The organism is Methyloceanibacter sp., from assembly GCF_050726195.1.
In the GTDB taxonomy this organism is placed as follows: Bacteria; Pseudomonadota; Alphaproteobacteria; order Rhizobiales; family Methyloligellaceae; genus Methyloceanibacter.
This window is the reverse complement of record NZ_JBOHJC010000015.1, coordinates 70,627-97,513: the sequence shown is the minus strand read 5'-3', so window position 1 is coordinate 97,513 and position 26,887 is coordinate 70,627. Positions and strand designations below refer to the sequence as shown.

Annotated in this window: 24 protein-coding genes and 1 pseudogene; 8 read left to right on the top strand and 17 right to left on the bottom strand. The window is 62.9% G+C overall.

The window, feature by feature from the left end:
• The 5 genes and pseudogenes from ACRECX_RS11705 to ACRECX_RS11685 all read left to right on the top strand — a co-directional run.
• Positions 1-193, top strand: a pseudogene (locus ACRECX_RS11705) (type III glutamate--ammonia ligase); the annotation flags it as partial.
• Between the two features lie 19 nt (positions 194-212).
• Entirely contained in the window at positions 213-1,199 is a 987-nt protein-coding gene (locus ACRECX_RS11700; RefSeq protein ID WP_431559019.1) for a metallophosphoesterase family protein, read from the top strand.
• Positions 1,200-1,245: 46 nt separating this feature from the next.
• Entirely contained in the window at positions 1,246-2,868 is a 1,623-nt protein-coding gene (locus ACRECX_RS11695; RefSeq protein WP_431559018.1) for an amino acid permease, read from the top strand.
• Between the two features lie 181 nt (positions 2,869-3,049).
• Positions 3,050-3,832 (top strand): hypothetical protein, encoded by a 783-nt coding sequence (locus ACRECX_RS11690; protein WP_431559017.1) that lies wholly within the window; start codon positions 3,050-3,052, stop codon positions 3,830-3,832.
• Positions 3,833-3,858: 26 nt separating this feature from the next.
• A complete protein-coding gene (locus tag ACRECX_RS11685; protein ID WP_431559016.1) occupies positions 3,859-4,764 on the top strand; it encodes an alpha/beta fold hydrolase in 906 nt (301 codons plus the stop codon).
• Between the two features lie 171 nt (positions 4,765-4,935).
• On the opposite strand, the gene ACRECX_RS11680 is transcribed toward ACRECX_RS11685, so the two are convergent.
• The 6 genes from ACRECX_RS11680 to ACRECX_RS11655 all read right to left on the bottom strand — a co-directional run bounded on the left by ACRECX_RS11680 (position 4,936) and on the right by ACRECX_RS11655 (position 12,695).
• Positions 4,936-7,386, bottom strand: a complete 2,451-nt coding sequence (locus tag ACRECX_RS11680; RefSeq protein ID WP_431559015.1) for a GcvT family protein — start codon at positions 7,384-7,386, stop codon at positions 4,936-4,938.
• Complete coding sequence (locus ACRECX_RS11675; RefSeq protein ID WP_431559014.1) at positions 7,383-8,285, bottom strand: phosphotransferase; 903 nt, start codon at positions 8,283-8,285, stop codon at positions 7,383-7,385. Before ACRECX_RS11675 ends, ACRECX_RS11680 begins: the two co-directional genes overlap by 4 nt.
• Complete coding sequence (locus tag ACRECX_RS11670; protein WP_431559013.1) at positions 8,275-10,278, bottom strand: ABC transporter permease; 2,004 nt, start codon at positions 10,276-10,278, stop codon at positions 8,275-8,277. The genes ACRECX_RS11675 and ACRECX_RS11670 overlap by 11 nt, the downstream gene beginning before the upstream one ends.
• On the bottom strand, positions 10,275-11,303 hold the full coding sequence (locus tag ACRECX_RS11665; protein ID WP_431559012.1) for a quaternary amine ABC transporter ATP-binding protein: 1,029 nt from the start codon (positions 11,301-11,303) through the stop codon (positions 10,275-10,277). Before ACRECX_RS11665 ends, ACRECX_RS11670 begins: the two co-directional genes overlap by 4 nt.
• A gap of 91 nt (positions 11,304-11,394) precedes the next feature.
• Entirely contained in the window at positions 11,395-12,339 is a 945-nt protein-coding gene (locus ACRECX_RS11660; protein WP_431559011.1) for an ABC transporter substrate-binding protein, read from the bottom strand.
• A gap of 119 nt (positions 12,340-12,458) precedes the next feature.
• Positions 12,459-12,695 carry a hypothetical protein gene (locus ACRECX_RS11655; RefSeq protein WP_431559010.1) on the bottom strand — a complete coding sequence of 79 codons (237 nt, stop codon included), beginning with the start codon at positions 12,693-12,695 and terminating at the stop codon, positions 12,459-12,461.
• A 49-nt stretch (positions 12,696-12,744) separates the two neighbouring features.
• Between ACRECX_RS11655 and dinB the strand changes: the two genes are divergently transcribed.
• A complete protein-coding gene (gene dinB / locus ACRECX_RS11650) occupies positions 12,745-13,980 on the top strand; it encodes a DNA polymerase IV (RefSeq protein WP_431559009.1) in 1,236 nt (411 codons plus the stop codon).
• A gap of 68 nt (positions 13,981-14,048) precedes the next feature.
• On the opposite strand, the gene ACRECX_RS11645 is transcribed toward dinB, so the two are convergent.
• The 4 genes from ACRECX_RS11645 to ACRECX_RS11630 are packed head-to-tail and all read right to left on the bottom strand — an operon-like array spanning position 14,049 to position 16,434.
• The gene (locus ACRECX_RS11645; protein WP_431559008.1) at positions 14,049-14,870 is read right to left on the bottom strand and encodes a TonB family protein; all 822 of its coding nucleotides are present in this window, start codon (positions 14,868-14,870) and stop codon (positions 14,049-14,051) included.
• A 20-nt stretch (positions 14,871-14,890) separates the two neighbouring features.
• Entirely contained in the window at positions 14,891-15,349 is a 459-nt protein-coding gene (locus ACRECX_RS11640; protein WP_431559007.1) for an ExbD/TolR family protein, read from the bottom strand.
• The gene (locus ACRECX_RS11635) at positions 15,349-16,044 is read right to left on the bottom strand and encodes a MotA/TolQ/ExbB proton channel family protein (protein WP_431559006.1); all 696 of its coding nucleotides are present in this window, start codon (positions 16,042-16,044) and stop codon (positions 15,349-15,351) included. Before ACRECX_RS11635 ends, ACRECX_RS11640 begins: the two co-directional genes overlap by 1 nt.
• Before the next feature lie 30 nt (positions 16,045-16,074).
• The gene (locus tag ACRECX_RS11630; protein ID WP_431559005.1) at positions 16,075-16,434 is read right to left on the bottom strand and encodes a hypothetical protein; all 360 of its coding nucleotides are present in this window, start codon (positions 16,432-16,434) and stop codon (positions 16,075-16,077) included.
• A 313-nt stretch (positions 16,435-16,747) separates the two neighbouring features.
• Here ACRECX_RS11630 and ACRECX_RS11625 point away from each other — a divergent pair, with 313 nt between their 5' ends.
• Complete coding sequence (locus ACRECX_RS11625) at positions 16,748-17,638, top strand: hypothetical protein (RefSeq protein WP_431559004.1); 891 nt, start codon at positions 16,748-16,750, stop codon at positions 17,636-17,638.
• Between the two features lie 67 nt (positions 17,639-17,705).
• On the opposite strand, the gene pgl is transcribed toward ACRECX_RS11625, so the two are convergent.
• Entirely contained in the window at positions 17,706-18,437 is a 732-nt protein-coding gene (pgl, locus tag ACRECX_RS11620; RefSeq protein WP_431559003.1) for a 6-phosphogluconolactonase, read from the bottom strand.
• 123 nt (positions 18,438-18,560) lie between these two features.
• Between pgl and rpe the strand changes: the two genes are divergently transcribed.
• Positions 18,561-19,238: a ribulose-phosphate 3-epimerase gene (rpe, locus tag ACRECX_RS11615; protein ID WP_431559002.1), complete on the top strand. Its 678-nt coding sequence runs from the start codon at positions 18,561-18,563 to the stop codon at positions 19,236-19,238.
• An 8-nt stretch (positions 19,239-19,246) separates the two neighbouring features.
• Here the strand turns inward: rpe and ACRECX_RS11610 are convergent, their stop codons facing one another.
• The 6 genes from ACRECX_RS11610 to gnd form a co-directional block, all read right to left on the bottom strand.
• Positions 19,247-20,890, bottom strand: coding sequence for a S1 family peptidase (locus ACRECX_RS11610; RefSeq protein ID WP_431559001.1), 1,644 nt, complete (start codon positions 20,888-20,890; stop codon positions 19,247-19,249).
• A gap of 180 nt (positions 20,891-21,070) precedes the next feature.
• Positions 21,071-22,693: a glucose-6-phosphate isomerase gene (gene pgi, locus ACRECX_RS11605; RefSeq protein WP_431559000.1), complete on the bottom strand. Its 1,623-nt coding sequence runs from the start codon at positions 22,691-22,693 to the stop codon at positions 21,071-21,073.
• Between the two features lie 11 nt (positions 22,694-22,704).
• The gene (tal, locus tag ACRECX_RS11600) at positions 22,705-23,781 is read right to left on the bottom strand and encodes a transaldolase (RefSeq protein WP_431558999.1); all 1,077 of its coding nucleotides are present in this window, start codon (positions 23,779-23,781) and stop codon (positions 22,705-22,707) included.
• 14 nt (positions 23,782-23,795) lie between these two features.
• Positions 23,796-24,470, bottom strand: coding sequence for an HAD family hydrolase (locus tag ACRECX_RS11595; protein WP_431558998.1), 675 nt, complete (start codon positions 24,468-24,470; stop codon positions 23,796-23,798).
• 7 nt (positions 24,471-24,477) lie between these two features.
• Positions 24,478-25,863 (bottom strand): glucose-6-phosphate dehydrogenase, encoded by a 1,386-nt coding sequence (zwf, locus tag ACRECX_RS11590; RefSeq protein ID WP_431558997.1) that lies wholly within the window; start codon positions 25,861-25,863, stop codon positions 24,478-24,480.
• Positions 25,860-26,876 (bottom strand): phosphogluconate dehydrogenase (NAD(+)-dependent, decarboxylating), encoded by a 1,017-nt coding sequence (gene gnd / locus ACRECX_RS11585; protein ID WP_431558996.1) that lies wholly within the window; start codon positions 26,874-26,876, stop codon positions 25,860-25,862. The genes zwf and gnd overlap by 4 nt, the downstream gene beginning before the upstream one ends.
• Between the last annotated feature and the right edge of the window lie 11 nt (positions 26,877-26,887).

Genomic DNA, 26,887 nt, shown 5'->3' with positions numbered 1-26,887 from the left:
CGAGCGCGGCATCCAGCAGCTCCCGCGGACGTTGTTGGAGGCGATCAAGGCCTTCGAGGAGGATGACCTCGGGCGCAGCGTGATGGGCGAGGAGCTCTATGACGCGTACGTCGAATTGAAAAGAAGCGAGTGGTGGTCCTACCACAACTCCATCTCGCAGTGGGAGATCGACAATTACTTGACGAAATTTTGAGCCCCTGGGGAGGAGCGTCGTGGCGTTTTGGCGGAAAAAAGACAAAGCTGCCAACGGAGAGGTGAAGATCTTCTTCGCCTCCGACCTCCACGGCTCGAATGTTTGTTTCAAGAAGTTCGTCAACGGCGCCAAATTCTATGGCGCCGATGTACTCGTTCTCGGCGGTGATCTGACCGGCAAAGCGGTTATTCCAATCGCGGAGCAGCAGGACGGCACCTTCCTTGCGCTTCAGCACGGCGAGGCGGTGCATATAAAGGACAAGGCCGCGCTTGACGACTTCGTGAAGCGCCAGGGCAATATCGGCTTCTATCCGGTGGTTATGTCGGAGTCCGAGTATCAGGCTCTGAAAAGCGACGCGATCGGACAGGCCGCACTATTCAAGAGGCTTGTGCTCGAACGCGTCCGCGAATGGGCCGAGTTCGCGGCGGCAAAGCTCAAAGGCACCGACATCCCCCTCGTCGCGCTGCCGGGTAACGACGATTTCCATGAGATAGACGACATCCTTTCTCAGGCGCCTCATTTCGATTTTCACGAGATGCAGGTCTGCGAGTTCAAGGGTGGGTATCAAATGCTCTATTGCGGCGGCTCGACGCCGACGCCTTGGGACACGGAGCGCGAATACTCGGAAGAGCAGTTCATTTCTCGCTTCGCCGAGCTCCTTCCGCAGGTCGCCGATATGAGCCGGTGCATTTTTAACGTGCACGTCCCGCCGTTTGGGACGGCGCTCGATACCTGTCCGAAGCTCGATGGCAACCTGCAGGTGGTCTACGAAATGGGGCTCCCGGCCCAGACACACGCGGGGTGCAAGGCCTTGGTTGACGTCATCAAGCAGCATCAGCCGCTTCTCGGCCTTCACGGTCATGTTCACGAAGGACGCGCCAGGATCAATATCGGCAAGACCGTCTGCGTTAATCCGGGGAGCGTCTACCCCGAGGGAATCCTACAGGGTGCAGTCATCACCCTGCAGCAAGGCGAGATCACCCAAGCGAGTCTTACACAGGGGTGAGAGAGAGCGCCTCAGAAACGGAACGTCCAAACCAGGGAGGGGAAAAATGTCCGTTACTGATGTCGGGGGTGACAAGCGAATATTCTTACGCAAGGCGTCCGGGCTGATCAGGACGGCAAGCGGCACGGATACGTTCATCTACAACTTGGGCGTCGTGAGCATCGGTCTCGGTGTGGGCTCGATGCTGTATTACGGCCCGGCCTTCTACCCGCAAGGCGATCTCGTCTGGGGATGCATCATCGCCGGCGTCGCCATGGCGCTAATTTCCTTCGGGTTCATCACTTGGACGGTAACTCTGCCGCGTTCGGGCGGAATTTACGTGTTCGGCTCGAGAATCCTGCCGCCGGCGTTGGCCTTGACGATGAGCTTGGTCGAGATCACCGCCTGGCTCTTCTACTGCGCGATTGCCGCGTATTGGATCGTCATCCTGGCACTGGCGCCAATGTTCGCCGGGCTCAGCCTACTGACGGGCAACGAGACATTTCTCACAATCTCGACGACGATGCTGGAGCCGTGGGCAACGTTCCTGATCGGGGCCGTTATTCTTCTCATCTCTCAGGTCGTTCTGTCTTTTGGTATGCGCTTCTATCTTACGCTCAACAAGTGGGTTTTCCTCCTGGCAATGGCGAGCACGATCCTCCTCATCGTGACGCTCGCCATGTATACGCGTGAGGAGTTCGTGACTAACCTCAACGCGTTGGTCGGACCGTCACTTGGTGTGCCGGACGCCTATAACGCGATCATCGCCAGCGGCAAGGAAAAGGGCTGGGGGGAAGCCGGGTTCGACCTTTGGCAGACGATCTTGGTGTCGAATTGGCCGTTTCTCCCATTGATCGGCGCTGCCTTCTCCATTGCAATTGGAGGTGAGATCAAGTCAGTCAGGCAGTCGCAGACCATCGGCATGTTGGGAGCGGTATTCACCGCGACCGTAGCCTTCGTCATCACGGTGTGGCTGGCGTACAAGGTGTTCGGTTTCGAGTTCCTCGGCACGGCGGTCTTCAACACACTGAGCGGAGAAGGAGGTCTGACGACCCCGACCGACCCCTCCATTGCGCTGCTGACCGGGATTCTCACGGGGTCGCCACTGATTACAGTGCTTACCTCGCTGGGGCTGGCGCTGTGGATGTGGATGTGGATTCCGGCGATGCACACTTTCGGCGTACGCGCCGTGGTGGCCTGGTCATTCGACCGGGTGGCCCCCGCGCCGCTTGCGACCATCTCGGAGAAGTATCATACCCCGATCATCGCGATTACAACGACCACTGTAGTCAATCTGATCTTCATGGCGCTGTTCGTGTTCACACCGTGGTTCTCAAGGATCGTGATCCTCATCGAGGCGGCAGTGCTGGCGTGGTCGGTGGTCCTTGCCGCGGGAATCTTCTTCCCGTACCTCCGTCCGGAGCTATACGAAAAATCGCCGATCGCTAACAAAACGGTGTTTGGATTGCCGATAATGACCGTGGCCTGCTTCCTTGGCTTCATCGCCGCGCAGTTCTACTTCTGGACGCTGTTCTCAGATCCGAACGCGGCAGGCCACGATCCAACGCAAGTGGCCATCGTCGGCGGCGTGTTTCTGATCGGGCTCGCGTTCTACTACGTGATGAAGTTGATCAGGCGGTCGCAAGGCGTCGACGTGACCTTGGCATTCAAGGAGATTCCGATCGAATGATCTTCGTCGCCGCAGCCGGCAGAGCGGGCGGGTTGGGAAGCGCGCGCCCTCCGGCATTTGGTCGGGCGGTCGCGCTTTGTCTACCCCCAGGCGCGACCGCTCGTGCAGACGATCTAGGGTCATAGAGAGAGCCATATGTGCTTCAATCCGCTCATAGTGCGAGGAGGCATAGGTGAATGAGATGCCTACTGATCCAGGCCTAAACCTGGAATTTGTCGACGAGGCGTTGAGACTTGTGCGCGACGCCGAGAAGCAGGGCATACGCCTGCGCATCCTGGGATCGATCGCTTATCGCTTGCAATGTCCCAACCACCTAAACCTCTTCGAGGACATGAAGCGCGTGCTTACCGACGTGGATTTCGGGGCTGAGAAGAAGCAGAACCGGGCGATCCGCGAGTTCCTGACGGCCCGTGGCTACGTTCCCGACGACGGGGTCTACGTAGCCTCAGAGGGCGCGCGACACGCCTATCTGCACAAGGATACGGGCCTAAATGTCGATGTCTTCGCTGACGAGCTCTATTTTTGTCACCGCATCCCCTTCAAAGGGCGGCTCGACCTGGACAGCCCGACCATCTGCACGACTGACCTACTTCTCGAAAAGATGCAGATCGTCGAGATCAACCTGAAGGACTTCAAGGACACCGTAGTGCTCATGCTCGAGCACCCTCTGTCGCATGAACAGCCGGGGCCGAAATCGATCGACACCAACTACATCGTTGACATCATGCGACAGGATTGGGGCTTCTACCATACGGTCACCACCAATCTGAAACGCGTCCCGGAGTTTCTCACTGAGTTTCCGTCCCTGGGCGTCCAAGACCAAGGGACCGTGCGAAGCCGCATCGAGGAGCTCTTGAAAGTATTGGACGAGGCGCCGAAAACGTTGGGTTGGAAGATGCGGGCCAAGGTCGGGACGCGCCGCCGCTGGTACCAGGAAGTGTCGGAGAAATCGCGCCAGTACTGAAGCCAGTCCGGTGATTTGGTGACGTCATGAAGAATGTCGGTACAGCGCCACCGCTGACACACGAGGCCTTTAGACAGAGACAGAAGACGGCGGAAGTCGACGGCCTGAGCTACAAGCCGTTGCGCGTGGCATGGACCGATCTCGGCCAGGGCAAGCCGGTTATTCTGTTGCATGGGATTCCCACCTGGTCATTCCTTTACAATGAGGTGATCCCAACGCTCGCCCATAGCTTTCGGGTTATCGCTCCAGACTTTCTTGGCCACGGCTATTCGGACAGGCGAGACTTTTTCGACCGCTCGCTGCTCGCTCAGACAGCCATGATCATCCGCCTGATGGACCATCTCGGCATTGAGCGCGCGGATTTTGTGGGCCACGACACGGGGGGCGGCGTCTCGTTGATCATGGCCATTCACCATCCGGAGCGGGTCCGCCGCCTTGTGCTCACCAATGTGGTCGCTTACGACTCGTGGCCGATCGACGACATGATCGCGTTGGGAAATCCGAATTGGCGCAGCAAGACCCCGAAAGAAGTCGCGGATTTCCTGGCCTCGGGGTTGCCGGATGGTCTCTTCAACCGGGACCGGCTGACGCAAGAGTTCGAGGCCGGCATCGTGGCGCCTTACAGCGACGAGGAAGGCAAGATATCCATCATCCGCAATGCCAGCGCCCTCAACACCAATCACACGACTATGCTCGTGGAAAGGCACGGCGAGATCCGGGCACCGACGCTTTGCCTGTGGGGCGTTCACGATCCCTGGCAGACGATCCAAGACGGTGAGAGGCTGGCGCGGGAGATTCCCAACGCGTGTCTCGTGCGCGTAGAGAATGCATCGCATTGGATTCCGCACGACACGCCCGACAGGTTTGCGGAAGAAGTGCGCAACTTCCTCACGAACGACTTGAATCCCCTCCAACGCGAGCCCAGCCTTTGAGGTGCCTTATTGAGGATGGCCGAACTGATTGTTTTTCAAGGCCGTTTGAGGGGATTTCCTTTTTCGAGGGAAATTCCCCTGCATTTTCCCGATAATCAGGGAAATTTGGGCTTCCAAGACATGTTCGCCTCAGCCTCTCAGCACAGCCACCTAGTCGGTTGACGTTGCCCCTCAACACTTGATGCGCGACATCGTCGGGTCGTAGAGGGGATCGAGAAAGACCTCCGCTGGCACGCGCTCCGTGGCGACCTCCAGCTCATAGCGTCCGGACAGCACCTTGTCGCGGTCCACTCCATGCTCCGGGTCGCGCACATAGCCGTAGCCGATCGAGCGGCCGACCGTGTACCCATAGCCGCCGCTGGTCAGCCAACCCACGCGCTTGCCGTCGCGATAGATGGTCTCGCGCCCCAGGAGTACGATCGAAGGATCGGTGGTGAACCCGGCAAGCAGGCGCGGTAGTAGCTTTGCGGCCTGAGCTTCGAGCGCCGCGCGCCCCTGAAACGGCGTGCCCGATTTCAGCTTCACCGCCCAGCCGAGACCGGCAACCAGCGGCGAGTGGTCCGGACCGATATCCGCGCCCCAAGCGCGGTAACCCTTCTCCAGCCGCAGCGACTCGATGGCGCGGTAGCCGGCGTTGGCGATGCCATGCGGCTTGCCGGCTTCCATGAGCGCGTCGTAGAGGCTGGCGGCGAACTCCACGGGAATGTGCAGCTCCCAGCCGAGCTCGCCGACATAGGTGACGCGGAGCGCGAGCACAGGCGCCCCGGCGACGGTGATCCGCTTGATCCTGCCGAACGGGAAGGCGGCGTTGGACATGTCATGCTCGGTCAGGGCTTGGACGACGTCGCAGGAGCGGGGTCCCATCACCGACAGCACGGCGTTCGACGAGGTGACGTCGATGAGCCGCGCATCGACTCCGTCGGGGATCGAGCGCGAGATCCAGTCGAAATCGTGCGTGGCGAAGCCCGTGCCGGTCACGATGTAATGTTCGGTCTCGGACAACCTGCCGACCGTCAGGTCGCATTCGATGCCGCCGCGCGCGTTCAGCATCTGCGTATAGGTGAGATGACCCGGCGGCCGCGTCACGTCATTGGCCGCGATCCATGACAGCGCCTCTTGCGCATCGCGACCGGCGAGGAGGAACTTGGCGAACGACGTCTGATCGAACACGGCGACCCGCTCGCGGGCTGCACTGTGCTCGCGCCCGACGGCGTCGAACCAGTTCTGCCGCTCGTAGCTGTAAATGTCCTCGGGCCTTTCCCCCGCGGCGAGATCGGCGAACCAGTTCGGCCGTTCCCAGCCGAGCTTCTCGCCGAACGAGGCGCCTTGCGCCTTGAGTTTGTCGTAGAGCGGCGAGCGGCGGAGCGGCCGGCCCGAGCGATATTCTTCGAATGGCCAGGCCATCGTGTAGTGCTTGGCGTAAGCCTCGAGCGTGCGCGTGCGCACCCAGTTCGTATCGAGATGGTTCCTGCCGAATCGGCGAATATCGACCGGCCACAAATCGTAGGGCGGCTCGCCCTTGGCGATCCATTCGGCGAGCACCATGCCGGCGCCTCCGCCCGAGGCGATGCCGAACGCGTTGAAGCCGGCGCCGACGAAGATGCCGCGCACCTCCGGGGCTTCCCCGAGGATGAAATTGCCGTCTGGGGTGAAGCTCTCAGGACCATTGAAGAACTCCTTGATGCCGGCCGTTTCCATGGCCGGCACACGGCCAATCGCCAACTCGAGCAGGGGCTCGAAGTGGTCGAGGTCGCTGTCGAGCAGTTGGAACTCGAAATTCTCCGGCAATCCCTCGGTGGCCCACGGCATGGGATTGGGCTCGTAGCCGCCCATCACCAGCCCGCCCACCTCTTCCTTCCAATAGGTGAGGCGGTCGGGATCGCGCAAGGTTGGCAGGGTGGGGGTCACCCCTTCGATCGACTCGGTGATCAGATATTGATGCTGTACCGACACGAGGGGGATGTTGACGCCGGCCATGCGGCCAAGCTCGCGCGACCACTGGCCGGCGCAGATCGCGACCTTGTCGCAAGCGATGCGCCCCCGATCGGTGACCACGGCGCGCACGCGCCCCGCTTCCACCTCGATCCCCGTCACGGTCACGTCCTCGGCGATGGTGACACCCGCCATGCGCGCGCCCTTGGCGAGCGACATGGTGATGTCCGACGGGGAGGCCTGCCCGTCGGTCGGCAGGAAGGCAGCGCCCACCACGTCGTCGACCTGCATCAGCGGCCACAGATCCTGGGCTTCCTTTGGCGTGAGGAGATGCATTTCGAGCCCGAAGGACGTGGCGGTGGTCGCCTGCCGCTTCACCTCGGTCCAGCGCTCGGGATTGCAAGCGAGCCGCAAGCCGCCGTTACGCTTCCAGCCGGTGGCGAGGCCTGTCTCTTGCTCGAGCTTGTCGTAGAGTGCGACGGAGTAACCGAGCAGTTGGGTGATATTGGCGCTGGTGCGCAGCTGCCCGACGAGCCCCGCCGCGTGCCAAGTCGAGCCGCAGGTGAGCTTGCCGCGCTCGAGTAGGATGACGTCGGTGAGCCCCATCTTGCCGAGATGATAGGCCACCGAGCAGCCGACGATGCCACCGCCGATAACGACGATCTTCGCCGAAGACGGCACCTCGCTCATGCACTCTCCATGGCTTGATAGGTCGCGTAAGCCGCTTCGAAGCGTCTCAGGTTCTCCGCCGTGTAGGCTGCATAGTCGAAGTCGACGGTCGAGTGGATCTCGGACACCATGCTCCACATGGTCTCGCGCAACAGCGACGCCGCCGTCATGGCCGCGGCGCGGAGCCGCAACTGATCGTCGACGGGCTTGCCGAAATACAAGGTCAAGGCTTGTTCCGCCTGCGCCGGCGGAAGTTCGCTATTCGAGGCTAGGCCGCCAAGGTCGAACAGCGGCGAGTTGAATCCGGCGTACTCCCAATCGACCAGCCACAGCCTCTTGCCGTCGTCGATGAAGTTCGCCGCGAGTAGATCGTTATGGCCGAACACGACATCGATCGGCCCGATTGCAGCTTCAAGTTTCGCGGCTCGCGCGAGAAGATCGGCGAGAATGGGAACGTGCCGGCTGCCCCCTTCGCGCAAGGTGTGGCCGTAGTCGCGCACGACGTGGAACACCCAGAACATTGCCGCAGGCCCGCGCAGGTATTGCGGAATGTCGCGGTGACAGCGCCGCACGACGTCGACGAGGCGCTCGAGGTTGGCCGGGGCGCGCACGTCTTCTGGCGCGAAAGTGCGTCCCTCGATGAAATCGAGCACGAGAATGCCCGGTTCCGCATGCACCACTTCGGGGCTCAAGCCGGCGAGGTACGCAGCGCGGCTCGCGGCCACCTCGTTGGCGCGCACGATTCCATGGACAGGAATGTCGCTGCCGACCCGCACCACGAGGCGCCGGCCGCGATCCTCGACCGTGAAATTCCGATTGGTGATGCCTCCGGCAAGAGGCACGGGGGCCACGCGCCCGAACCAGATCGTCAGTTCGGCGATGCGCTCCACCAGGCGATCTTCGGACGTCTCAAGGCTCACGCGTGCGCTCTCCTCGTTGGGCGGCAAGGCGGCGCGCAGCCGTCTGGATCAACCTGTCGGCGATGATGGCGATGGCGGCGACACAGAGCCCGGCGACGAGGCCGCGCCCGACGTCGGCTTTGGTCAGGGCGATATAGACCTCCTGGCCGAGATCGCGCGTGCCGACGAGCGCGGTGATGACGAGCATGGAGAGGGCGAGCATCACCGTTTGGTTGACGCCGAGCAGGATGATGGGGGTAGCAAGCGGCAGACGGATCTTGGTCAGGAGCTGACTTGGCGTGCAGCCGGCCGCCGTGCCGGCCTCGACCAGCGTCGGCTGCACGCCGCGAATGCCGTGCGCCGTGTAGCGCACCGCCGGCGCCAACGCGTAGAGCACGATGGCGATCATGGCGGTGAAGTCGCCGACCCTGAACAGCATGACGACCGGTATGAGATAGACGAAACTCGGCAGGGTCTGCAGGGTGTCGATGACGGCCTCAATCACGCGCCAAGCGCGGGAGGACAGGCCGCCCCAGATGCCGAGCGGGATGCCTATGGCCGAGGCGACGATGACCGAGATGCCGACCAGATAGACGCTCACCATCGCCTTCTCCCACAGTCCGTTGAGCGCGATGAACAGCGAGAGGCCGCCGGCCAGAAGAGCAAGGCGCGTCCCGCCAAGGCGCCAGCCGGCGAAGGCTAACGCCGCCGTAACGAGGAGCCAGGTCTGCGCCACCATGAACCGTTTGACCGGGATGAGCACGTTGAGCAGGAGCGCGCTTTTGATCGCGTCCATGGCGTCGAAGAAATTGATGTTGAACCATCTGACCGCCTCGCCCCACCATGGCGCGGTCGAGACTTCGAGCGACTGCGGATAGGTCGCGATCGCCGGGACGAAGAGCCCGAGCATATAGATGGCGAGCGTGAAACCCAGAAGACCCAGTGCGAAGCCCCGGCCGTCGCTCCGCGCGGTTCGCCGCCGCGAGGCATAGGCTTGGCTCAATCGGTCGAGCGCGATGGCGAGCACCACGATGGCGATGCCCGCCTCGAACCCGCGCCCGATGTCGAGCCGCCTGAGCGAGGTGAGCACGTCGTAGCCGAGTCCGCCCGCGCCGATCATCGAGGCGATGATCACCATGTTGAGCGAGAGCATGATGACCTGGTTGACGCCGACGAGAAGCTGCGGCCGCGCGGCAGGGAGCATGACTTTGAACAGCATCTGCCGCCGCGTCGTGCCGGCCATGGTGCCGTATTCCACGATCTCGCGCGGGACGGCTTCGAGCGCCGTCATGGTCACCCGCACCATCGGCGGCATGGCATAGATCATGGTGGCGATCAGCGCCGACACGGGCCCGAAGCCGAACAGAAACAGGATCGGAATGAGATAGGCAAAGATGGGCACCGTCTGCATGACGTCAAGGATCGGCTCCATGACCCGCCGCGCCAGTGGAACGCTGAAGCCGAGGATGCCGAACAGCATGCCACCGGCGACTCCAAGCGGCACGGCGATCGCGATTGCGGCGAGCGTCGTCATCGCGCTTGCCCATTGGCCGAACACGGCGAGATACAGAAACGCGCCTGCTGCGAGCAAAGCGAGGCGGGCTCCTCCGAACCGGTAGCCGAGGGCCGCGGCAATGCCGACGACCGCGATCCAGGGCAGCGGCGGAGCAAGCTGCACGGCCGTCGAGCCGCTGCCGCGAAGAAGTCCCGTGGAGAAGATGGCGGTGGCCGCCGTGAGCGGCGCGTCGAGCAGGTCGCTGATAGCGCGCGTCGCCTCACGGAAGGTGAATAGGCCGAACGTGGCGTCGTTCACCAGCCACTTCATGGAATTGGAGATGGCCGTGTCCAATCCGAGCCGCCATTGCGGCGGGACCTCTCGCATCCACGCGGGGATCGTTCCGTCGGGCAAAGCGAATGAGACCATCGCCAGTGCGGCGAAGCCGATCCAGATCGCGGTCGCCGCCGAAATTTTTCTGGCAGGCGAGCGGTCGCCTACTGCGGTAGCCGCCGTCATGAAGCCTCCGTGGTGCCGATTAGCACCGACATGACGGCGGCGCGATCGACCACGCCGACAAGCTTACCGTCTGCATCATGCACGGCGAGCGCGCCGTCCGAGTCCTCGACCTTCCTGGCGAATTGCTCGACCTTGCTGTCGGCAGGAATGTTGCCGACGATAGCCTCGCCGTTCCGCTTGGCCCGGGCGATGGCGCGGGCCGAAAGGATCTTGGCGCGCGGCGCTTCGCGCGTGAACTCGGCGACGTAGTCGTCCGCGGGTGACAGCACCAGTTCCTCTGGCGTACCGATCTGCACGATGCGCCCGTCACGCATGATGGCGATGCGGTCTGCGAGCCTGATCGCTTCGTCGAAGTCGTGGGTGATGAACACGATAGTTTTGTGCAGGACGGACTGGAGACGCATGAATTCATTCTGCATTTCGCGCCTGATGAGGGGATCGAGCGCCGAGAACGGCTCGTCGAGGAACCAAATGTCGGGATCCGTGGCGAGCGAACGGGCGATACCGACGCGTTGCTGTTGACCGCCGGACAGCTCTTCCGGCAGATTTAGCTCGCGCCCCTCGAGTCCGACGAGCGCGGTCATTTCGCGCGCACGCGCCTCGCGGTCCTTGCGCGACACGCCCTGGACTTCCAACGGGAAGGCCACATTGTCGAGCACGGTCAGATGCGGCAGGAGGGCGAAATGCTGAAACACCATGCCCATCTTATGGCGTCTGAGCTCGATCAGCTCCTTTGGCGAAGCCTTGAGCAGGTCGCGTCCCGCGAACATAACCTCGCCGGTCGAGGGCTCTATCAGGCGTGCGAGGCAGCGTACCAAAGTCGACTTGCCTGAGCCTGACAAGCCCATGATGACGAAGATTTCCCCGCGCGCGACGGAGAGCGTCGCATCGGCGACAGCCGCGACATAACCGGCGCCTTTAATGTCGGCGTCGCTCGGGCGCACTCCCCGCCTTGTAAGGAAGCCCTTGGGGTCCGGCCCGTAGAGCTTCCACACATTGCGGCAAGCAAGAGCGACGTCAGTCACGGATCGAGGAGCCCCCTTGCACCCGCAGGATTGGGCTGCAGCCTGCTGAATTGTAGCAGGCTGCAATGGCCCTAATCGAGTCGCTCGGAAATCACTGGCCGATCCAGCCCTTCCATTTGGCCTCGTTATTTTTCATCCATTCGGCCACGACTTCCTCGACCGACTGGCCCTCCAGATCGACCTTGGTGATCAGCGCGCCCATCTCGTCATTGGAGATGTTGAACTTCTTTATAGCCTCGTAGGCGCTCGGCCATTTGTCCTTCACACCCGACCAGGACACTTTCCAGATCGGACCGCGCGGCTTGCCGCAGTCATAGGCGGCCTCCTTGTTGATGCCCCACGCCGGATCCTTGTAGCAGTCGGGCTCGTATTTCGGGAACTCGATCCACTCGCCCTTGTACTTTATCGGCGCCCAATGCGGCGCGTAGACCCATTGGATGATGGGGGCTTTGCGCTGATAGGCGGATTCGAGCTCGGCGAACAGGGCTGCGTCCGTTCCCGCATGAACCACTTCGAAGGGAAGCCCAAGCGCCTCGACGCGCTCGTCATCGAAGCCGCCCCAGGTCACGGGCCCGCCGAGATAACGGCCCTTGGGCTTGGTTTCGGCCGTCGAGAATTGCTCGGCACATTCCTTCAAGGCTTCCCAGTTGGGCAAGCCCGGACACTTCTCTTTCATATACTCGGGATACCACCACTCCTCGATGGCGAGCATGCCTGTCTCGCCGAGATTTTCGACCTGCCCGGTCGCCGTTGCCTCATCCATCGCCTCGCGGCCGGTGGTTTCCCACATCTCCATGGCCACGTGCAGATCGCCAGTCTTCAGCCCGGCGAACTGGGCGAGGTAGTCAGCTGGCACATATTCGACATTGATACCCTTGGCCTTCAACGCCTCACCCATCAGCTGCGTGGTGATCAGCTGGCCGGTCCAGTCGTGAAGCGTGAGCTTGATGGGTTCCTTTGAGTCTTCTGCGAGGGCTGGTGCGCCCAGAGCAATAATCGACGCCGCCGTCAGTGCGGTGGCCAACCGAATAAACATGTTCCCGACCCCCTACTCGAGGTTCGGCGCTCCGAGACTACTGGCGCATATTGCCAACGACCGGCGGCGCCGCGGCCGCTACCCGCAGCCTAACTCAAGGCTCCCTCGGATTGCTGCGGCTAGTCAATACCAATTTCCGGAGCGGGCCCGCTTTGGGCCACAATGGTCCCGCAGCCCTGATCCAGCGCCTTCATGAGCGGAGGGGCTGCCCCGTGTTGGTTCCCGCGGGCGAGCCAGTCCATAATCAAGCCGGGGATGCGTCCGACGAGTGAAGCTTGGCCGGTGTCAGCCAGGATCGCCACGGCGCGCCAGCCGTTGGATCGGCCAAGATAGCTGCTGGTGTAACGCCCGGCCATCCCCGCCGCTCCCCCAAGGGCCTGACGTTCGTCTAGACTCCTCCTTGCGATGATTCGCCCGGAGCGAGCTTGGCCCCGCATTGTCGCTCACGCCGACATGGATGCCTTCTATGCGGCGATCGAGCAGCTCGACGATCCCGCCTTGCGCGGACGACCGGTGCTGGTCGGACCGCGCAGCGGCCGTGGCGTCGTGCTCACCGCGAGCTACGAGGCGCGGCCCTACGGCGTCGGCAGCGCAATGCCCATGGCCAAGGCGCGGCGCCTGTGCCCCGACGCGGTGATCGTTCCGCCCCGCTTCGACCGCTACCAGGAGGTGTCCAGGACCATCATGGGCGTGTTTGCCGGCTTCTCACCCGAGGTCGAGGCGATCAGCCTCGACGAAGCGTTCCTCGATATGACCGGCGCGGAGCAGCTCTTTGGCGACCCGCAGTCGATGGGGCGCCGCCTCAAGGAGGCGGTGCGGGAGGCGACCGGCGGCTTGACCGCGTCGGTCGGCCTGTCAACGACGAAATATGTCGCCAAGGTTGCCAGCGCATGGCGCAAGCCCAACGGACTGACAGTGGTACCGCCGGAGAGCGCGAAAGCCTGGCTCGCGCCGCTTCCCGTCTCATGGCTATGGGGCGTCGGGCCCAAGACGGAGTTGCGCCTTCACCAGCTAGGCCTCAAGACGATCGGGGACGTCGCGTGTGCCGACCCGCAATTCCTTGCCGCAAGGCTCGGCAACGCCGGCCTTCACTTCCATGCGCTCGCCTACGCGGAGGACCCTCGCGAGGTTGTCGGCAGGCGCGGTTCCAAGAGTATCGGGTCCGAGCGCACGCTCGACAAGGATGTACGCGGCAAAGCGGAGATAGAGCTCTGTCTCCGCCGCTCGGCCGACGTGATCGGCCGGCGTCTCAGGCAGAAGCGCTACGTGGCCTCTGGCGTCGGCATCAAGCTCAAGACCGCCGACTTCCGGCTCTTGACCCGGCAGCGCCGGCTTCGTGAGCCGACCGACATCGCTGACAGCCTTTATGCCGTCGGCGTCGATCTCCTCGCCGAGTTCCACGAGCCCGGACCGTTCCGCCTGGTCGGCATGGTCGCCTACGACCTTGCTGGTGTTGAGGATCGGGTTCAACTCAATCTGTTCGGTACTTCGGCGCGGCAGCGCAACCTGGAAGCGGCCATCGATACGCTCGCCGAGCGGTTCGGCGCCGGCGTGGTCTATCGCGCCAACGATCGAATGCGACCACGCGAAGTTGGTCAGGGGCCGAACCTCGATTTCCTGGAGGACAGGACGCCCGACTAGGTCGCACGCGCTTTCGACCGGCCCAGCATGCCCGCAAGCCGCCGAGCGTAGCGGAGATCAGTGTGCATTCAGCGCACGGTGAAGCGGAACGGCACCGAAACCTCGAACGTCTCCCGGTTCAATTCGTTCGGAATTGGCGGGAAGGGCGCGGCTCTTTCGATCGAGGCCATGGCCGCGTCGTCGAGAATCTTGGACCCCGAGCTTTTTACGATCCTACGGGAGATCAGCTCGCCACTGGTGTTGACCACCAGGCGCACCATCGCGGTGCCGACTAAATTCGTGCGAGGGTTCACTTTGCTGCGCTCGAGATGCGTGCGCAGCTTGCCGAGATAGGCATGGTGGGCAGTGGTGTCGCCGCCCTTTTTCTCTTCTGCCGCACTCTCGAGCCTCGCCGCGATGCTCTCTTGCGGAACGGTGGCGACTTGCTGCGGTAGCGGCTGCTCGACCTCGTCGGGCTCTAGCTCCTTGATTTCTTCAGGCTTCGGCTCGGGCTCCTTGATCTCTTCGAGATCGGGTTCCTCCATTTCCTCGGGATCGATCTCCTTGACGTTCTCTTGCTCGGGACCGGCATCCGACGAGACGACTTGCGGCTCGGCCGGCTTTATCTCTTCCGGAATCTCCTCGACGGGGAGTTCCTCGATCGGCTTAACGGTTTCCGGCAAGGGCTGTGCCGCCGCCATCTGCACCGGCGGGGCTTCGACCGCCTCGACGGTGACCACGTCCTCGCCGAGCTTGGCGAAGCCCTCCAGAATGAGGCCTTGCTCGACCACCATGATGTCATCGCCGGCGCCTTGCTCGAGCGCGGCGCCGCCGGCGGGCATCAGCATGAACAGCGCGAAGGCGCCGTGAATGCCGAGCGAGACTAACCATGTGACAATGCGGAGCGCCATGAGGTTTGTGGCCTGTTGACCTATTGGCTCTGCCCCGAAGCTCCCCCGTTGGCCTTTGGCTGCGACAGCAGGGAAACGCGCGGGTAGCCGCTCTGTCCCACGCGGCCGAGAAGATCCATGACTTCGCCATAGGCGCGGTTCTTGTCGGCCCGGACATAGACCACGGTTTCGCCTTCGGCGGCGCGAAGCGCGGTGAGCGTGGGCACCAGGTTATCGCTGTTGACCTGATCCTCCCGGACATAGATCGAGCCGTCGGACCCGAGGGAGACGATCACCGGTTTCTTGGGCTGGCTGATGCGCGCGGCTGCCGTGCTCGGCAGTTCCACCGGCACGCCGGCGACGAGGAGGGGCGCGGTCACCATGAAAATGATCAGCAGCACGAGCATCACGTCGACCATGGGCGTGATGTTGATCTCGGAGATCGGCCGGTATTCGGCCTCGTCTCCCCCGCCATTGCCATTGCCGACAGACATTGTCATCAGGAGTGTTTCCCTGCGCGAATGGGCTCAACATTGGTGGCGCGCGGACGCCGCCCATCCCCACGAGCGTCTTCCGCCACGAACTCACGGGCGATCTCGATGATGGAGCTATTGCCCCGCGCATAGGCGCGGCCGAGCGCCACGGCAAACTGGTTATAGGCCATGACCGCCGGAATGGCGGCAGCGAGACCGAGCGCCGTCGCGATCAAGGCTTCGGCGATGCCTGGAGCCACGACGGCAAGGCTCGTGTCCTTCTGCTGGGCAATGGCGGTGAAGCTGTTGACGATGCCCCATACCGTTCCGAACAGACCGATGAAGGGCGCGGCGGAGCCGATGGTGGCGAGGAACGGAAGGCCGGTCTCGATCTGCTGCAATTGCGATTTAAGCGTAAGACGCATCGCGCCCTCGATGCGCTGGCGCTTCTCGGCCGGCGTGTCGTCGAGATCAGTGTCCGCCTCGCGCTCGCCCGCCTCCAGCACCTTGCTCACCAGCCCGCCTCGTTCTCGGCTGTCTCTGGTCACGGCCAACCGGCGAATGGAGCGGTTAAGCCAGCTGATCGAAACGAGCTTCTCGAAGATGATTGCCCAGCACGCCACCGAAGCCAGGACGAGGATGAGCATTACCCCTTTGACCACCGGGTCGGCCTGCATGACCAAGCCCCAGACGGAATAGTCCGGTCCGGCGAGCGTGCTCACGGGAATTTCTTGTTCCACGAACGTAAGTCCCTACTTGGTCAGTTGGTTGTCGGTCCGGCTGGACAGGGCAATGTCTTGCAGGCAGTCGGCAACCTCACCGGCTTCGGTCCTGCATTCCATCGCGTCATTGACCAGGAAGCTTCCGACCTGGTCGCAAGACGTGCCGGCGATGTCGAAAAGCTTGACGGTGCGCTTGTTGGCCTTGAGGGGAGCGAGATCGACCGCGAATCTCTGGCTGATGATGCCGTCTGGGCCGAAGAGCACGAGGTCGAGCTTCAGGGCTTCGTAGGTGTTGCTGTCCTTGTTGTCGATGACGAAGTAGGCCCGGCACTCTTGCCCCTGAGATTCGAGTTTGTTCAGTTCGATGGCGATGCTGCCACCTTCGGCCAAGGCGGCGCTAGCACCTAGGACCAAAACCGCGAAGCCAATGCTTAGCCGTGTCGGACGCGACGATTGGTGGAGCGACCTGCGAATTTCCCTCATGAGCTCTCCTCTTCGAGCTTGTTTAGGTGGAGCCGCAAGATGCATTAAGTGAAAATGCTGCAAGTAAATAGATGCGCATCATTCATGTATTGGTCGGCAATTTGATTGCCAGATTGTCCCGTTCTCGCTTCCGCCCAATGCTGGCCGATTGGGCTGGTCTGACTCGGCGAGCCATGGCACCTTCTGACCACAGGGGACGATAAAAAATCGGGGGGGTGGCATGACTTTGCGCCGTTGGGCAGCATTACTGCCAGCGATCATGCTCGGCACACTGTTTGGGACGACCGTGACTCCCAAGCAGGCTCTGGCCGAGTTCGAAATCCAGGAATCCGAGGTCGAAAAGGGCGAGACGGAGGTCGAATATCGCGGCGCCGTTCACTGGGGATTCCCAGGGGCCGAGCGTGAGGAGGCCGAGGAGGACGAAGAAGAAGGCGAAGGGGGCGGTGCACTCGATGAGGAGGAAGAGGGCGAGTTCGTCCGGCAAAGCCACGATATTGAACTTCAATACGGCATTACCGAGCGGTGGTTGATCTCAACTGCACTCAGCGCCGACGAGCCGCTCGATGAAGACTTCGACGTGAGTTCGGTGGAAATCGAGCTCCAGTACGAGCTGATCGAGCGCGAGGGGAACGGTATAGGTCTGGCGTTTATCGGCGCCTACGGGTTTGCCACCCGCGGCGGCGAAGCGGACGAGATCGAGTTCGGTCCGATCGTCGAACTGGGGAGCGGTCCCCTGCTGCTGACGACCAATACGTTCTTTACCAGCCAAGTCGGCGACCACCGCGAGACCGACGGCCTCGGTTTCGAATATGGCTGGCGCGCCGAGTACAAGGTCGCCAGCCGCTGGGGTGTCGGTGTCGAGATGTTCGGCGAGATCGAGGATCTCTCGAACGCCGGGTCTTTCGATGATCAGGCGCACAGCATCGGGCCGACGCTGTTCTATAACCCTGGCGGTGAGGACGACGACATCGGTGGCGAAGGAGACGACGACGACGATGAGATCGGCGGGCCTCCTGAGTTGGAGTTCGTCTTCAATATCGGCGTCCAATTCGGTCTCACCGACGTGACGTCCGACACCGCGCTCAAGTTCCAGGGCGGGATCGAGTTCTAAGACGCAGATCGGACTCCCGGCGAATTGCGGTCTTCGTCGCGCTGACGAAGGCCGCCTCAGCTTCGGATCAAGCCCAGCGCCCCGCCGCCGCCCGGTCGACGAACCAGATCACCTCGCCCACCGGCCTGACGTGCGCCGCCGGAAAATTCGCATCTCCCGACAAGATCTTGTCGAGGATCGCCCGCTTGGCATCGCCAGAGACGAGAAAGGCGACCACGGCGCTCGAGTTGAGCGCGGGGTAAGTGAGGGTAATGCGCTCCTCCTCGCGGCCCTTCGGCACCGGCGCCACCCAGCGCGTCTTTTCCTGGAGTACCGGCTGTCCCGGAATGAGGGAGGCGGTGTGTCCATCATCGCCGAGGCCGAGCAGGGTGAGCTCGAGGAGCGGGCGCGCGGGATCGAGCGTGTCGGCGCCGTATAGGCCCTTGAGCATGGCCTCGTAGCGCTCCGCCGCCTCATCGAGCGTCACGCCCTCCGTCTCGACCGGGTGTACGTTGGCGGGCGGCACCGGCACCCGCGACAGGAACGCCGCCCGCGCCATGCCGAAATTGCTCGCCGGATCGGAGGGCGGAACGAAGCGCTCGTCGCCAAGAATCCACTGGACCCGGTCCCAGGGCAGGCGGGACCTGAGCGGCTCCTCGGCGAGAAGCTCGTAAAGCGGCTTCGGCGTGTTCCCGCCCGAAAGCGCGATGATGGGCTGGCCCGTGCTTGCCGCCGCACGCGCGCAGACATAGTCCGCCCCGGCACGCGTCAGCGCTGCCGCGTCCTCACAGATGCGAAGCGTCCCAAACGCTGGTTTCATGGGCCTCTCCTGGGCAGGGTGCGCTTTGAGCGAATGCTAGGGGGAAAAGTAACCACTTGTCATTCCCGCGGGTGCGGGAATCCAGTAATCATCGGCCTATATTCTGGGGATAGCGAGACCGCCATGGCCCACGAGATCATCATCGCGCCGTCGATCCTGTCGTCCGACTTCGCCAAGCTCGGCGAGGAGGTGCGCGCCGTCGATAAGGCCGGCGGCGACTGGATCCACGTCGATGTCATGGACGGCCATTTCGTGCCCAACATCACCATTGGCCCCGAGGTCGTGCAGGCGCTCCGGCCGCACTCCAAGAAGCCCTTCGACGTGCATTTGATGATCGCGCCATGCGATCCATACCTCGAGCCCTTCGCCAAGGCGGGCTCCGACATGATCACGGTCCATGCCGAGGCCGGCCCGCATCTCGACCGGTCGCTGCAGTATATAAAGAGCCTCGGCAAGAAGGCGGGCGTCGCCATCACGCCCTCGACGCCGGAAACGGCCGTCGCGTACGTTCTCGACAAGGTGGACCACATCCTGGTGATGACGGTGAACCCGGGTTTCGGCGGTCAGTCCTTCATCCCGGCGCAACTGCACAAGATCCGCGCGATTCGGAAGATGATCGGCTCCCGGCCGATTCACATCGAGGTGGACGGCGGCATCAACACGGAGACGGCGCCACTCGTCGTCGAGGCCGGCGCCAACATCCTCGTGGCGGGCTCGGCGGTGTTCAAGTCGAGCGCTTATGCCGACAACATCGCTGCCATCAGGAAGGCCGCCATGCGCGCCCGCGCTGCCGCGGCTTAGCGGTTCCCTTAGTAGCCGCGCAGTTCCCTGATTTGTTCCAGGCTTAAGCCGCGAATGTCTTCGCTTGTAAGCGTGTGCACGCCCTCGCGCTCTGCCTTTGCTTTGGCGGCGATGAACTTGACCTCGGGCGCATCGGCATATTCACAGAAGTCGTCTTGCGGCGGTGATGAATCCGCAGCGGTTGCTGGAGATGTGATGTGAGCCAGCTCAGGCTTCCTTGGCGGGAGCGGCGGCCCCACATCGGCTGACTTGCAGAATTGCGGGTTTTTGATCACGGGCGCCCGCTCTCCCGTTCCGGCGAAATGTGTCGAGTGTCCGTCTAGCCTCACCGCCTCGTCCCAACATCCGTAATCATTGCAGCGATTATACGTGAAGCAGATCGGACAGCTCGTGGCGTTCTCCAGCCTGAAGTGCTGCTTTTCTTTTCCTCTCCGCGACGCGGCGAGCTTCAGTGCCTTTGACAGTTCCTTCAATTCCTTCTCGAGCTTTGTGCAACTGGCGTTGGCCTCGCCGGCTTCGCCGTCGGGCGTCGCATCGGGGCCGCACGCGTGTTGCTGAAGCAAAGGGGAAAGTGCCTCCGACTGAGCCACCGCAACAGAGTCCGACATCACATTGATCGTGGCCGCCTCGCTTTGAGAACAGACACAGGGCGCCGCCGCCACAGCAGCGGACATATGAGCTTTGCCTTTGACTAGGTCCCTGAAATCCGCCTGAAGGCCGATAACGATCGTAAAGTTTCGCTCTTGGCTGTAGGGCTGACCGCTCTTCGCCTGCTGTCCGTAGGCCACCAGTATCCCCCTCAGGACGAGGCGGCCTTCGTCATTTGAAACCGGAGCCACACGCGAGCGCTGGGCATGCGGAAATCGCGGGCGTCCATCCCTCAGAGCGAAAATCGCGCCCCCCGAACCTCCCTCGTCGAGGTCGATATCGGCGTGGTAGAACGGCGGCCCCCCGTAGAATCCGCTGAAGACATTTCTTACCTTTCCCTTCGCGACCACCGGTTCCAGGCGCGAAAGCTTATTCAAGATATTGCGCTGGTGTGCGGTAACCGAGAGGACCTGTTCCCCTTCGGGCAGAGACGAATCGGCATCGTCGATCGCAAACGCGTTACAGTCCTTGAGTTCGCGCTTGAGGCGAAGCACGACAAAATCCTCATTATTGAAAACGTATCCCCGCCTTTGATCTCTCTCGACAACGATTGGAATGGCGGTGCGTCGATGCAAATAGCTGCGGAAGCTACACCTCTCAAAAGACACCACCGCTCTCTTGCCGTCGAAGAAGACGTGCTGCGCGGTCACCAGCAAGTCCGGTCTGAGCACGCTCACCGCGGTGGCCGTAATCGGCTCCTGCTCGTCGTACCGGCGCCAACGGCCAGTGCGCCCGGGCTTCTCGCACACGATCTCCCCGGTGCACGCCATCAGTTGCTTCTTCGCGTCGGCGGAAAGTTTGATGCCGAGCTTGGCCTCGCTCTGGCTGAGATTCCAGCGCCCGTCGATGAGCTTCCGGCTGCCTTCCTTGGCGTAGATAACAGCCTGATGGAACAGTGAGATTCGAGGGGAAATCGGCTCAGACGGGGAGCGGCCGTCCATGAGCGGCGAAGCGCCCACCGCACATGAAACGATCGCCACAAATGTGGCTGCAATGGCCGCCAATGCACCAGCGCCGACTCTCTGCCTCAAGGTCTTTCCCCCGTCGGTTCTCGAGCGAGAATACCCCACTCGCGTGGCCCTTCGCATTCACGAAAAGCCGCGAGGTCACTCGGTTGCCTGAGGTGAGAGACAGATTTGTGACAAGGAGGCGTCTTGGATTGTGACGGCCTAAGAGCGGCCCGGTTAGAACTTGTGCTTGCGGTAGCGCTCGATCAGCGCGTTGGTCGATGAGTCGTGGCTGAGCTTCGGCTGGTCTTGGGCTTTCAGCTCCGGGATGATGCGCACGGCGAGCACCTTGCCGAGCTCCACGCCCCATTGATCGAACGAGTCGATGTCCCACACCGCGCCTTGGGTGAACACGCTGTGCTCGTAGAGCGCGACCAGCGCGCCAAGCGTTCGCGGGTCGAGCTTGTCGGCGAGGATGACGTTGGTCGGCCGGTTGCCTTCGGTGACGCGGAACGGCGTCTGCGCCGGCGGCGAACCTTCGGCGGTGAGCTCGGCTGCGGTCTTGCCGAAAGCGAGCGCCTCGGCCTGGGCGAACAAATTGGCCATCAGCAGATCGTGGTGGTCGGTGAGCGGGCTGAGCGGCGTGAGGAAACCGATCAGGTCGCACGGGATCAGCTTCGTGCCTTGGTGGATCAGCTGATAGAACGAGTGCTGACCGTCGGTGCCGGGCTCGCCCCAGATGATCGGTCCGGTCTGGTAGTTCACATGGGCGGCTGCAAGGTCGACGTGCTTGCCGTTGCTCTCCATCTGAAGCTGCTGGAGGTAGGTGGGGAAGCGCGCCATGTGCTCGGAATAGGGCATGACGCCGAGCGTCTGCGCCCCGAAGAAATTGTTGTACCAGACGGTGAGCAGCCCCATCAGCACCGGCAGGTTCTGCTCCAGCGGCGCCGTCTTGAAATGCTCGTCCATGTCGTGGAAGCCATCGAGCATCGCCTGGAAATTCTCGGGCCCAATGGCGATCATGGTGGATAGCCCGATCGCAGAATCCATCGAGTAGCGGCCGCCCACCCAGTCCCAAAACTCGAACATGTTGGCGGGATCGATGCCGAACTTCTCGACGCCCGCGGTGTTGGTGGAGTTGGCGACGAAATGCTTGGCCACCGCCGCCTCCGAGCCGAGCTTCTCCACGGCCCAGGCCCGCGCGGTCGCGGCGTTGGTCATGGTCTCGAGCGTGGTGAACGTCTTCGACGAGACGATGAACAGCGTCTCCGCCGTGTCGAGGTCGCGGGTCGCCTCGTCGAAGCAGGCGCCGTCGACGTTGGATACGAAGCGGAACGTCATGTCACGCTTCGAGAAGGGACGGAGCGCGAGATACGCCATCTCCGGCCCGAGATAGGATCCGCCGATGCCGATATTGATGACGTTCCTGATGCGCTTGCCGGTATGCCCGGTCCATGACCCGTCGCGCACCTTGGCGGCGAACGCCGCCATGCGGTCGAGTACCGCGTGCACGTCGGGCACCACATTGTGGCCGTCGACCTCGATCACCTCGTCGCGCGGCGCACGCAGCGCCACGTGCAGCACGGCGCGGTTCTCCGACACGTTGATCTTCTCGCCGCGGAACATGGCGTCCCGGCGCTCAGCGACCTTGCGCTCCTTGGCGAGGTCGACGAGGAGACCCATGGTCTCCGCGGTGATGCGGTTCTTGGAGTAGTCGAGGAAGAGGCCGGCGCCCTCGACGCTGAAGCGCGCCGCGCGGCCCGTGTCATCGGCGAACAGCTGCCGCAACTCCGCATCCTTGATCTTTGCGTGGTGCGCCTCAAGCGCTTGCCATGCCGGGGTGTTGGTCAGCCGCCCCATGTCCGCACCTCCTAGTTCAGCGCCTTGGTCTTGGTCTCGATCGACTTGAGAAGGTCCTGCCATGACGCCACGAACGACGCGGCGCCCTCTTTTTGCAGCGCGGCGGCGAGCCCGTCGATGGAGATGCCGGCCTTCTCGTAGGCGGCAAGCACGGCATCGCAATCGCCGCCGTCCCGCGGCAACACTCCCCCAACCTTGCCGTGATCGGCGAACGCGCGCAGCGTCTCGTCCGGCATGGTGTTGACCGTATTCGGCGCGGCGAGCGCGCCGATATATAGAGTGTCGGACGCGGCCGGGTCCTTGGTGCTGGTGCTGGCGAACAGCAGGCGCTGCGCCCGCGCTCCCAGCGAAGCGAGCCGCTGCCAGCGGTCCGAATCGAGCAGATCGCGATAGGCCCGATAGGCCCGCTGTCCTACGGCGATGCCAAGCTTGTCGCGCAAGGCCTCCGGCACCTTGCCCATCACCGCCTTGTCCCAGCGGCTAATAAAGATTGATGCCACCGATCGCACGCCCGGGTCGAGACCCGCCGCGATCCGCCGCTCCAAGCCCTTCATGTATGCGTCGGCTGCGGCCACGCAGTGTTCGGCCGAGAACAGCAGGGTCACGTTGACGGTGATGCCGGAGAAGATCGCCTCCTCGATCGCCGGCAGGCCTTCCTTCGTGCCGGGAATCTTGATGAACAGGTTCGGCTTTCCGGCCTTCTTGTACAGTTTCCGCGCCTCGGCCACCGTCGCCTTGGCGTCATAGGCGAGGAGCGGCGACACTTCGAGCGACACGAAGCCATCGACCGTGGCCGTCCGCTGGTGAATCGGCAAGAACAGGTCCGCCGCGCGCGACAGGTCCTGCACCGCCAGCTCGAAGAACAACGCCTCGCCGGCGAGCCCGGCCTTGGTCAGGCGGCGAATCTCGTCGTCGTAGCTATCGCTCTTGGCGATCGCGTTATCGAAGATCGTGGGATTGGACGTGAGCCCCGTGACCGACAATTCGTCGATGTATTTCTTCAGGGTTCCGCTGTCGAGCAAGTCGCGGGTGATGTTGTCTAGCCACAGGCTTTGCCCGAGAGCGTGTAGCGCTTGCGTTGCTTTCACGGCATGTCTCCTAATCAAGCCGGCGCGAGCGCCGAGAAATCGTGGGTCATGAGGTCCGCGATATGCGCGATGGCAATGTCCGCCGGCGCCTCCTTGGCGACGGCTTGTGCGTCGTTCGCGTAGTGGCCTTGCTTGGCAAACACGGTGGTCACACGATTGCCCCACGCGCGCTTGACTGCATTCAGAAGGGAGAGCTTGTCGTCGATCAGCACGTAATGCCGCGCCGGATAGGCGCGCTGCACGGCGTCGAGCTCGTTTTCCTTGTGTACGTAATTGAGCACGTGGCCGCCGAATGCCCCATACAGCCCCGAACGCTCGAGCTTGTGCGGCTGAAATACGCCGTCGCCGTCGGTGAGGATCACCGGCAAGCCCCATTGGCTTACATGCCGGACCACAGCGAGCGCATCGGGATAGAGGCAATCGGCAAAGGGATAGTCCACGACCCAAGTGGCAAGACGCAGGACTTCTTGGTTGTGGATGTGCTCCAGGCGGAATCGCTCGAGCGTGCCGAGGAAGTCGGCATAGCCGTGCTTGACCCGCTCCTCCTCGTAGATCGCCCATAAGCGATCGTTCGCCTCCTTGCCGAACGTGCTCAGCACGTAGCGGCCGAGATCGCCCTTGAAGCGGTCGTTGTCGAGCAGCGTGTCGTCCACGTCGAATAGGAAGATGATGCCAAGCTCTTGCGCCATCGCCGGTCTACGCAGGTTTGGGATTGAGCCAAGGCCCGTCGCCGGCGATGAGCTGCATGGCTTCGTCCGGCCCCCATGTGCCGGGCTTGTACCGGTAGACCGGCGTCACGTTGCCGAGGATGTCGTCGACGATCCGCCACTCGGCATCGACGATGTCCTCGCGCGTGAACAGCTCGTCAATGCCGCGCATTGCGTCCCCCAGCAGACGCTGGTACGGCGGCTTGTCGGCGCCGGGCTGCCGGGTCAGGATCAGCTCGACGTCGTCGCCGATCATACGGTCGCCCGGCACCTTGACGCGGGTTCCCAAGGCAATCGTCACGTCCGGCTGAATCCTGAACCGCACGTGACCGCAGCCGACGGACTCGATCTCGCCGAACGCTTCGCGCGGCGGCTTCTTGAACTGCACCACCGCCTCGGCGATGCTGACCGGCAGGCACTTGCCGGTGCGGATGAAGATGGGCACACCGGCCCAGCGCCAGCTGTCGATCTCGAGTCTGGCGGCGGCGAACGTCTCCACCGTCGAGCCGGGGTGCACGCCAGGCACGTTCTCGTAACCGTCATACTGACCGCGCACGACGTCATTGGTGGTGAGTGTCCGTACTGCCTTGAGAAGACTGGCCTTTCTGTCGCGAATGGCCTCGTGCTGCTGGCCCGTCGGCGGGTCCATGGTCAGTGACGCCAGGATCTGGAGCATGTGATTCTGCAGCACGTCGCGGATCGCGCCCGCCTCGTCGTAGAACGCGCCGCGATCCTGCACGCCGAAATTTTCGGCCATAGTGATCTGGATGCTGCGCACATAGTTGCGGTTCCAGATCGGCTCAAACGTCGCGTTGGCGAAGCGCGTGAACAGGATGTTCTGCACCGGCTCCTTGCCGAGATAATGATCGATGCGGAAGATGTCGTCCTCGGAGAAATACTCATCGAGGATGCGGCTCAGCGCGTCCGCCGACGCTCGATCGCGGCCGAACGGCTTCTCGACGACGAGCCGCGCGTTCTTCGCGCAACCCGACTTGGCGAGTTGCGAGGCGACCACGGAGAACAGGACTGGAGGAATGGCGAGATAGTGCAGGGGACGTTGCGCGTCGCCGAGCTGCTTGCGCAGCTCCGCGAACACCTTGGGATCGTTATAGTCGCCGTCGACGTAGCGCAATTGGCCCAAGAGCTTCTTGAACGCAGCCGAGTTTATGTCGCCGCCGTGCTCCTTGACGCTGTCCGCCGCGCGCTGCTTGAGCTGATCGAGGCCCCAGCCCTGCTTGGCGACACCGATGATCGGCGTCGACAGGCCCTCGTCGCGGACGAGCCCGTACAGCGCCGGGAAGATCTGCTTGTAGGCGAGGTCGCCGGTCGCGCCGAAAAACACCAGCGCATCGGAGTTGGTATTGGCTTCCGTCATGGCGCCTTCTTCTCGAGGTGGCCGCCGAACTCGAACCGCATCGCCGACATCAGCTTGTCGGCGAACTCCGCATCGCCGCGCGAGGAGAAGCGCGTGAACAGCGCCGAGCTGATCACGGGAGCAGGGACCCCTTCGTCGATCGCCGCCTGCAAGGTCCAGCGGCCCTCGCCGGAATCGGACACGCGGCCCTCGAACTCGGCGAGGTCGGGGCTATGGCGCAGCGCGGCCGCTGTCAGATCGAGCAGCCACGAACCGATCACGCTGCCGCGCCGCCACACCTCTGCGACGTCCGGGAGGTCGATCTCGTATTGATAGAGTTCTGGATTCCTGAGCGGCGTCGTTTCCGCGTCGGTCGCGCGCTTCATCTTGCCGGCGTTGCCATTCTTGAGGATGTTCAGCCCCTCCGCGTAAGCCGCCATGATCCCGTACTCGATGCCGTTATGCACCATCTTGACGAAGTGCCCGGCGCCGTTCGGGCCGCAATGCAAATAGCCGTTCTCGGCGGGTGACGGCGCGCCGCTAGCGCCCGGCGTTCGCGGCGCCTCGGCGACACCTGGCGCCAGCGCCTTGAAGATCGGATCGAGCCGCGCCACCACGTCGTCCTCGCCGCCGATCATCATGCAGTAGCCGCGCTCGAGCCCCCACACGCCGCCGCTCACGCCGACGTCGACATAGTGAATGTTCTTTGCTTTCAAGCCTTTGGCCCGGCGGAGATCATCGTGATAGTAGGAGTTGCCGCCGTCGACGACGATATCGCCTGGCTCCAGTAGCGGCACAAGCTCGGCGAGCACAGCGTCGACCACGCCGGCCGGCACCATCATCCAAATGGCACGGGGTTTCGCCAGACCCTTCACGAAGTCGGCAAGCTTCGTGCTGCCTTTCGCGCCCTTGTCGGTCAGCGCCTTCACCGCGTCGGCGTGCGTGTCGTAGACGTGGCAGTCGTGACCGGCCTTCATCGCCCGCACGACCATGTTGGCGCCCATCCGGCCGAGGCCGATCATGCCAAGTTGCATCGTTCGTCTCC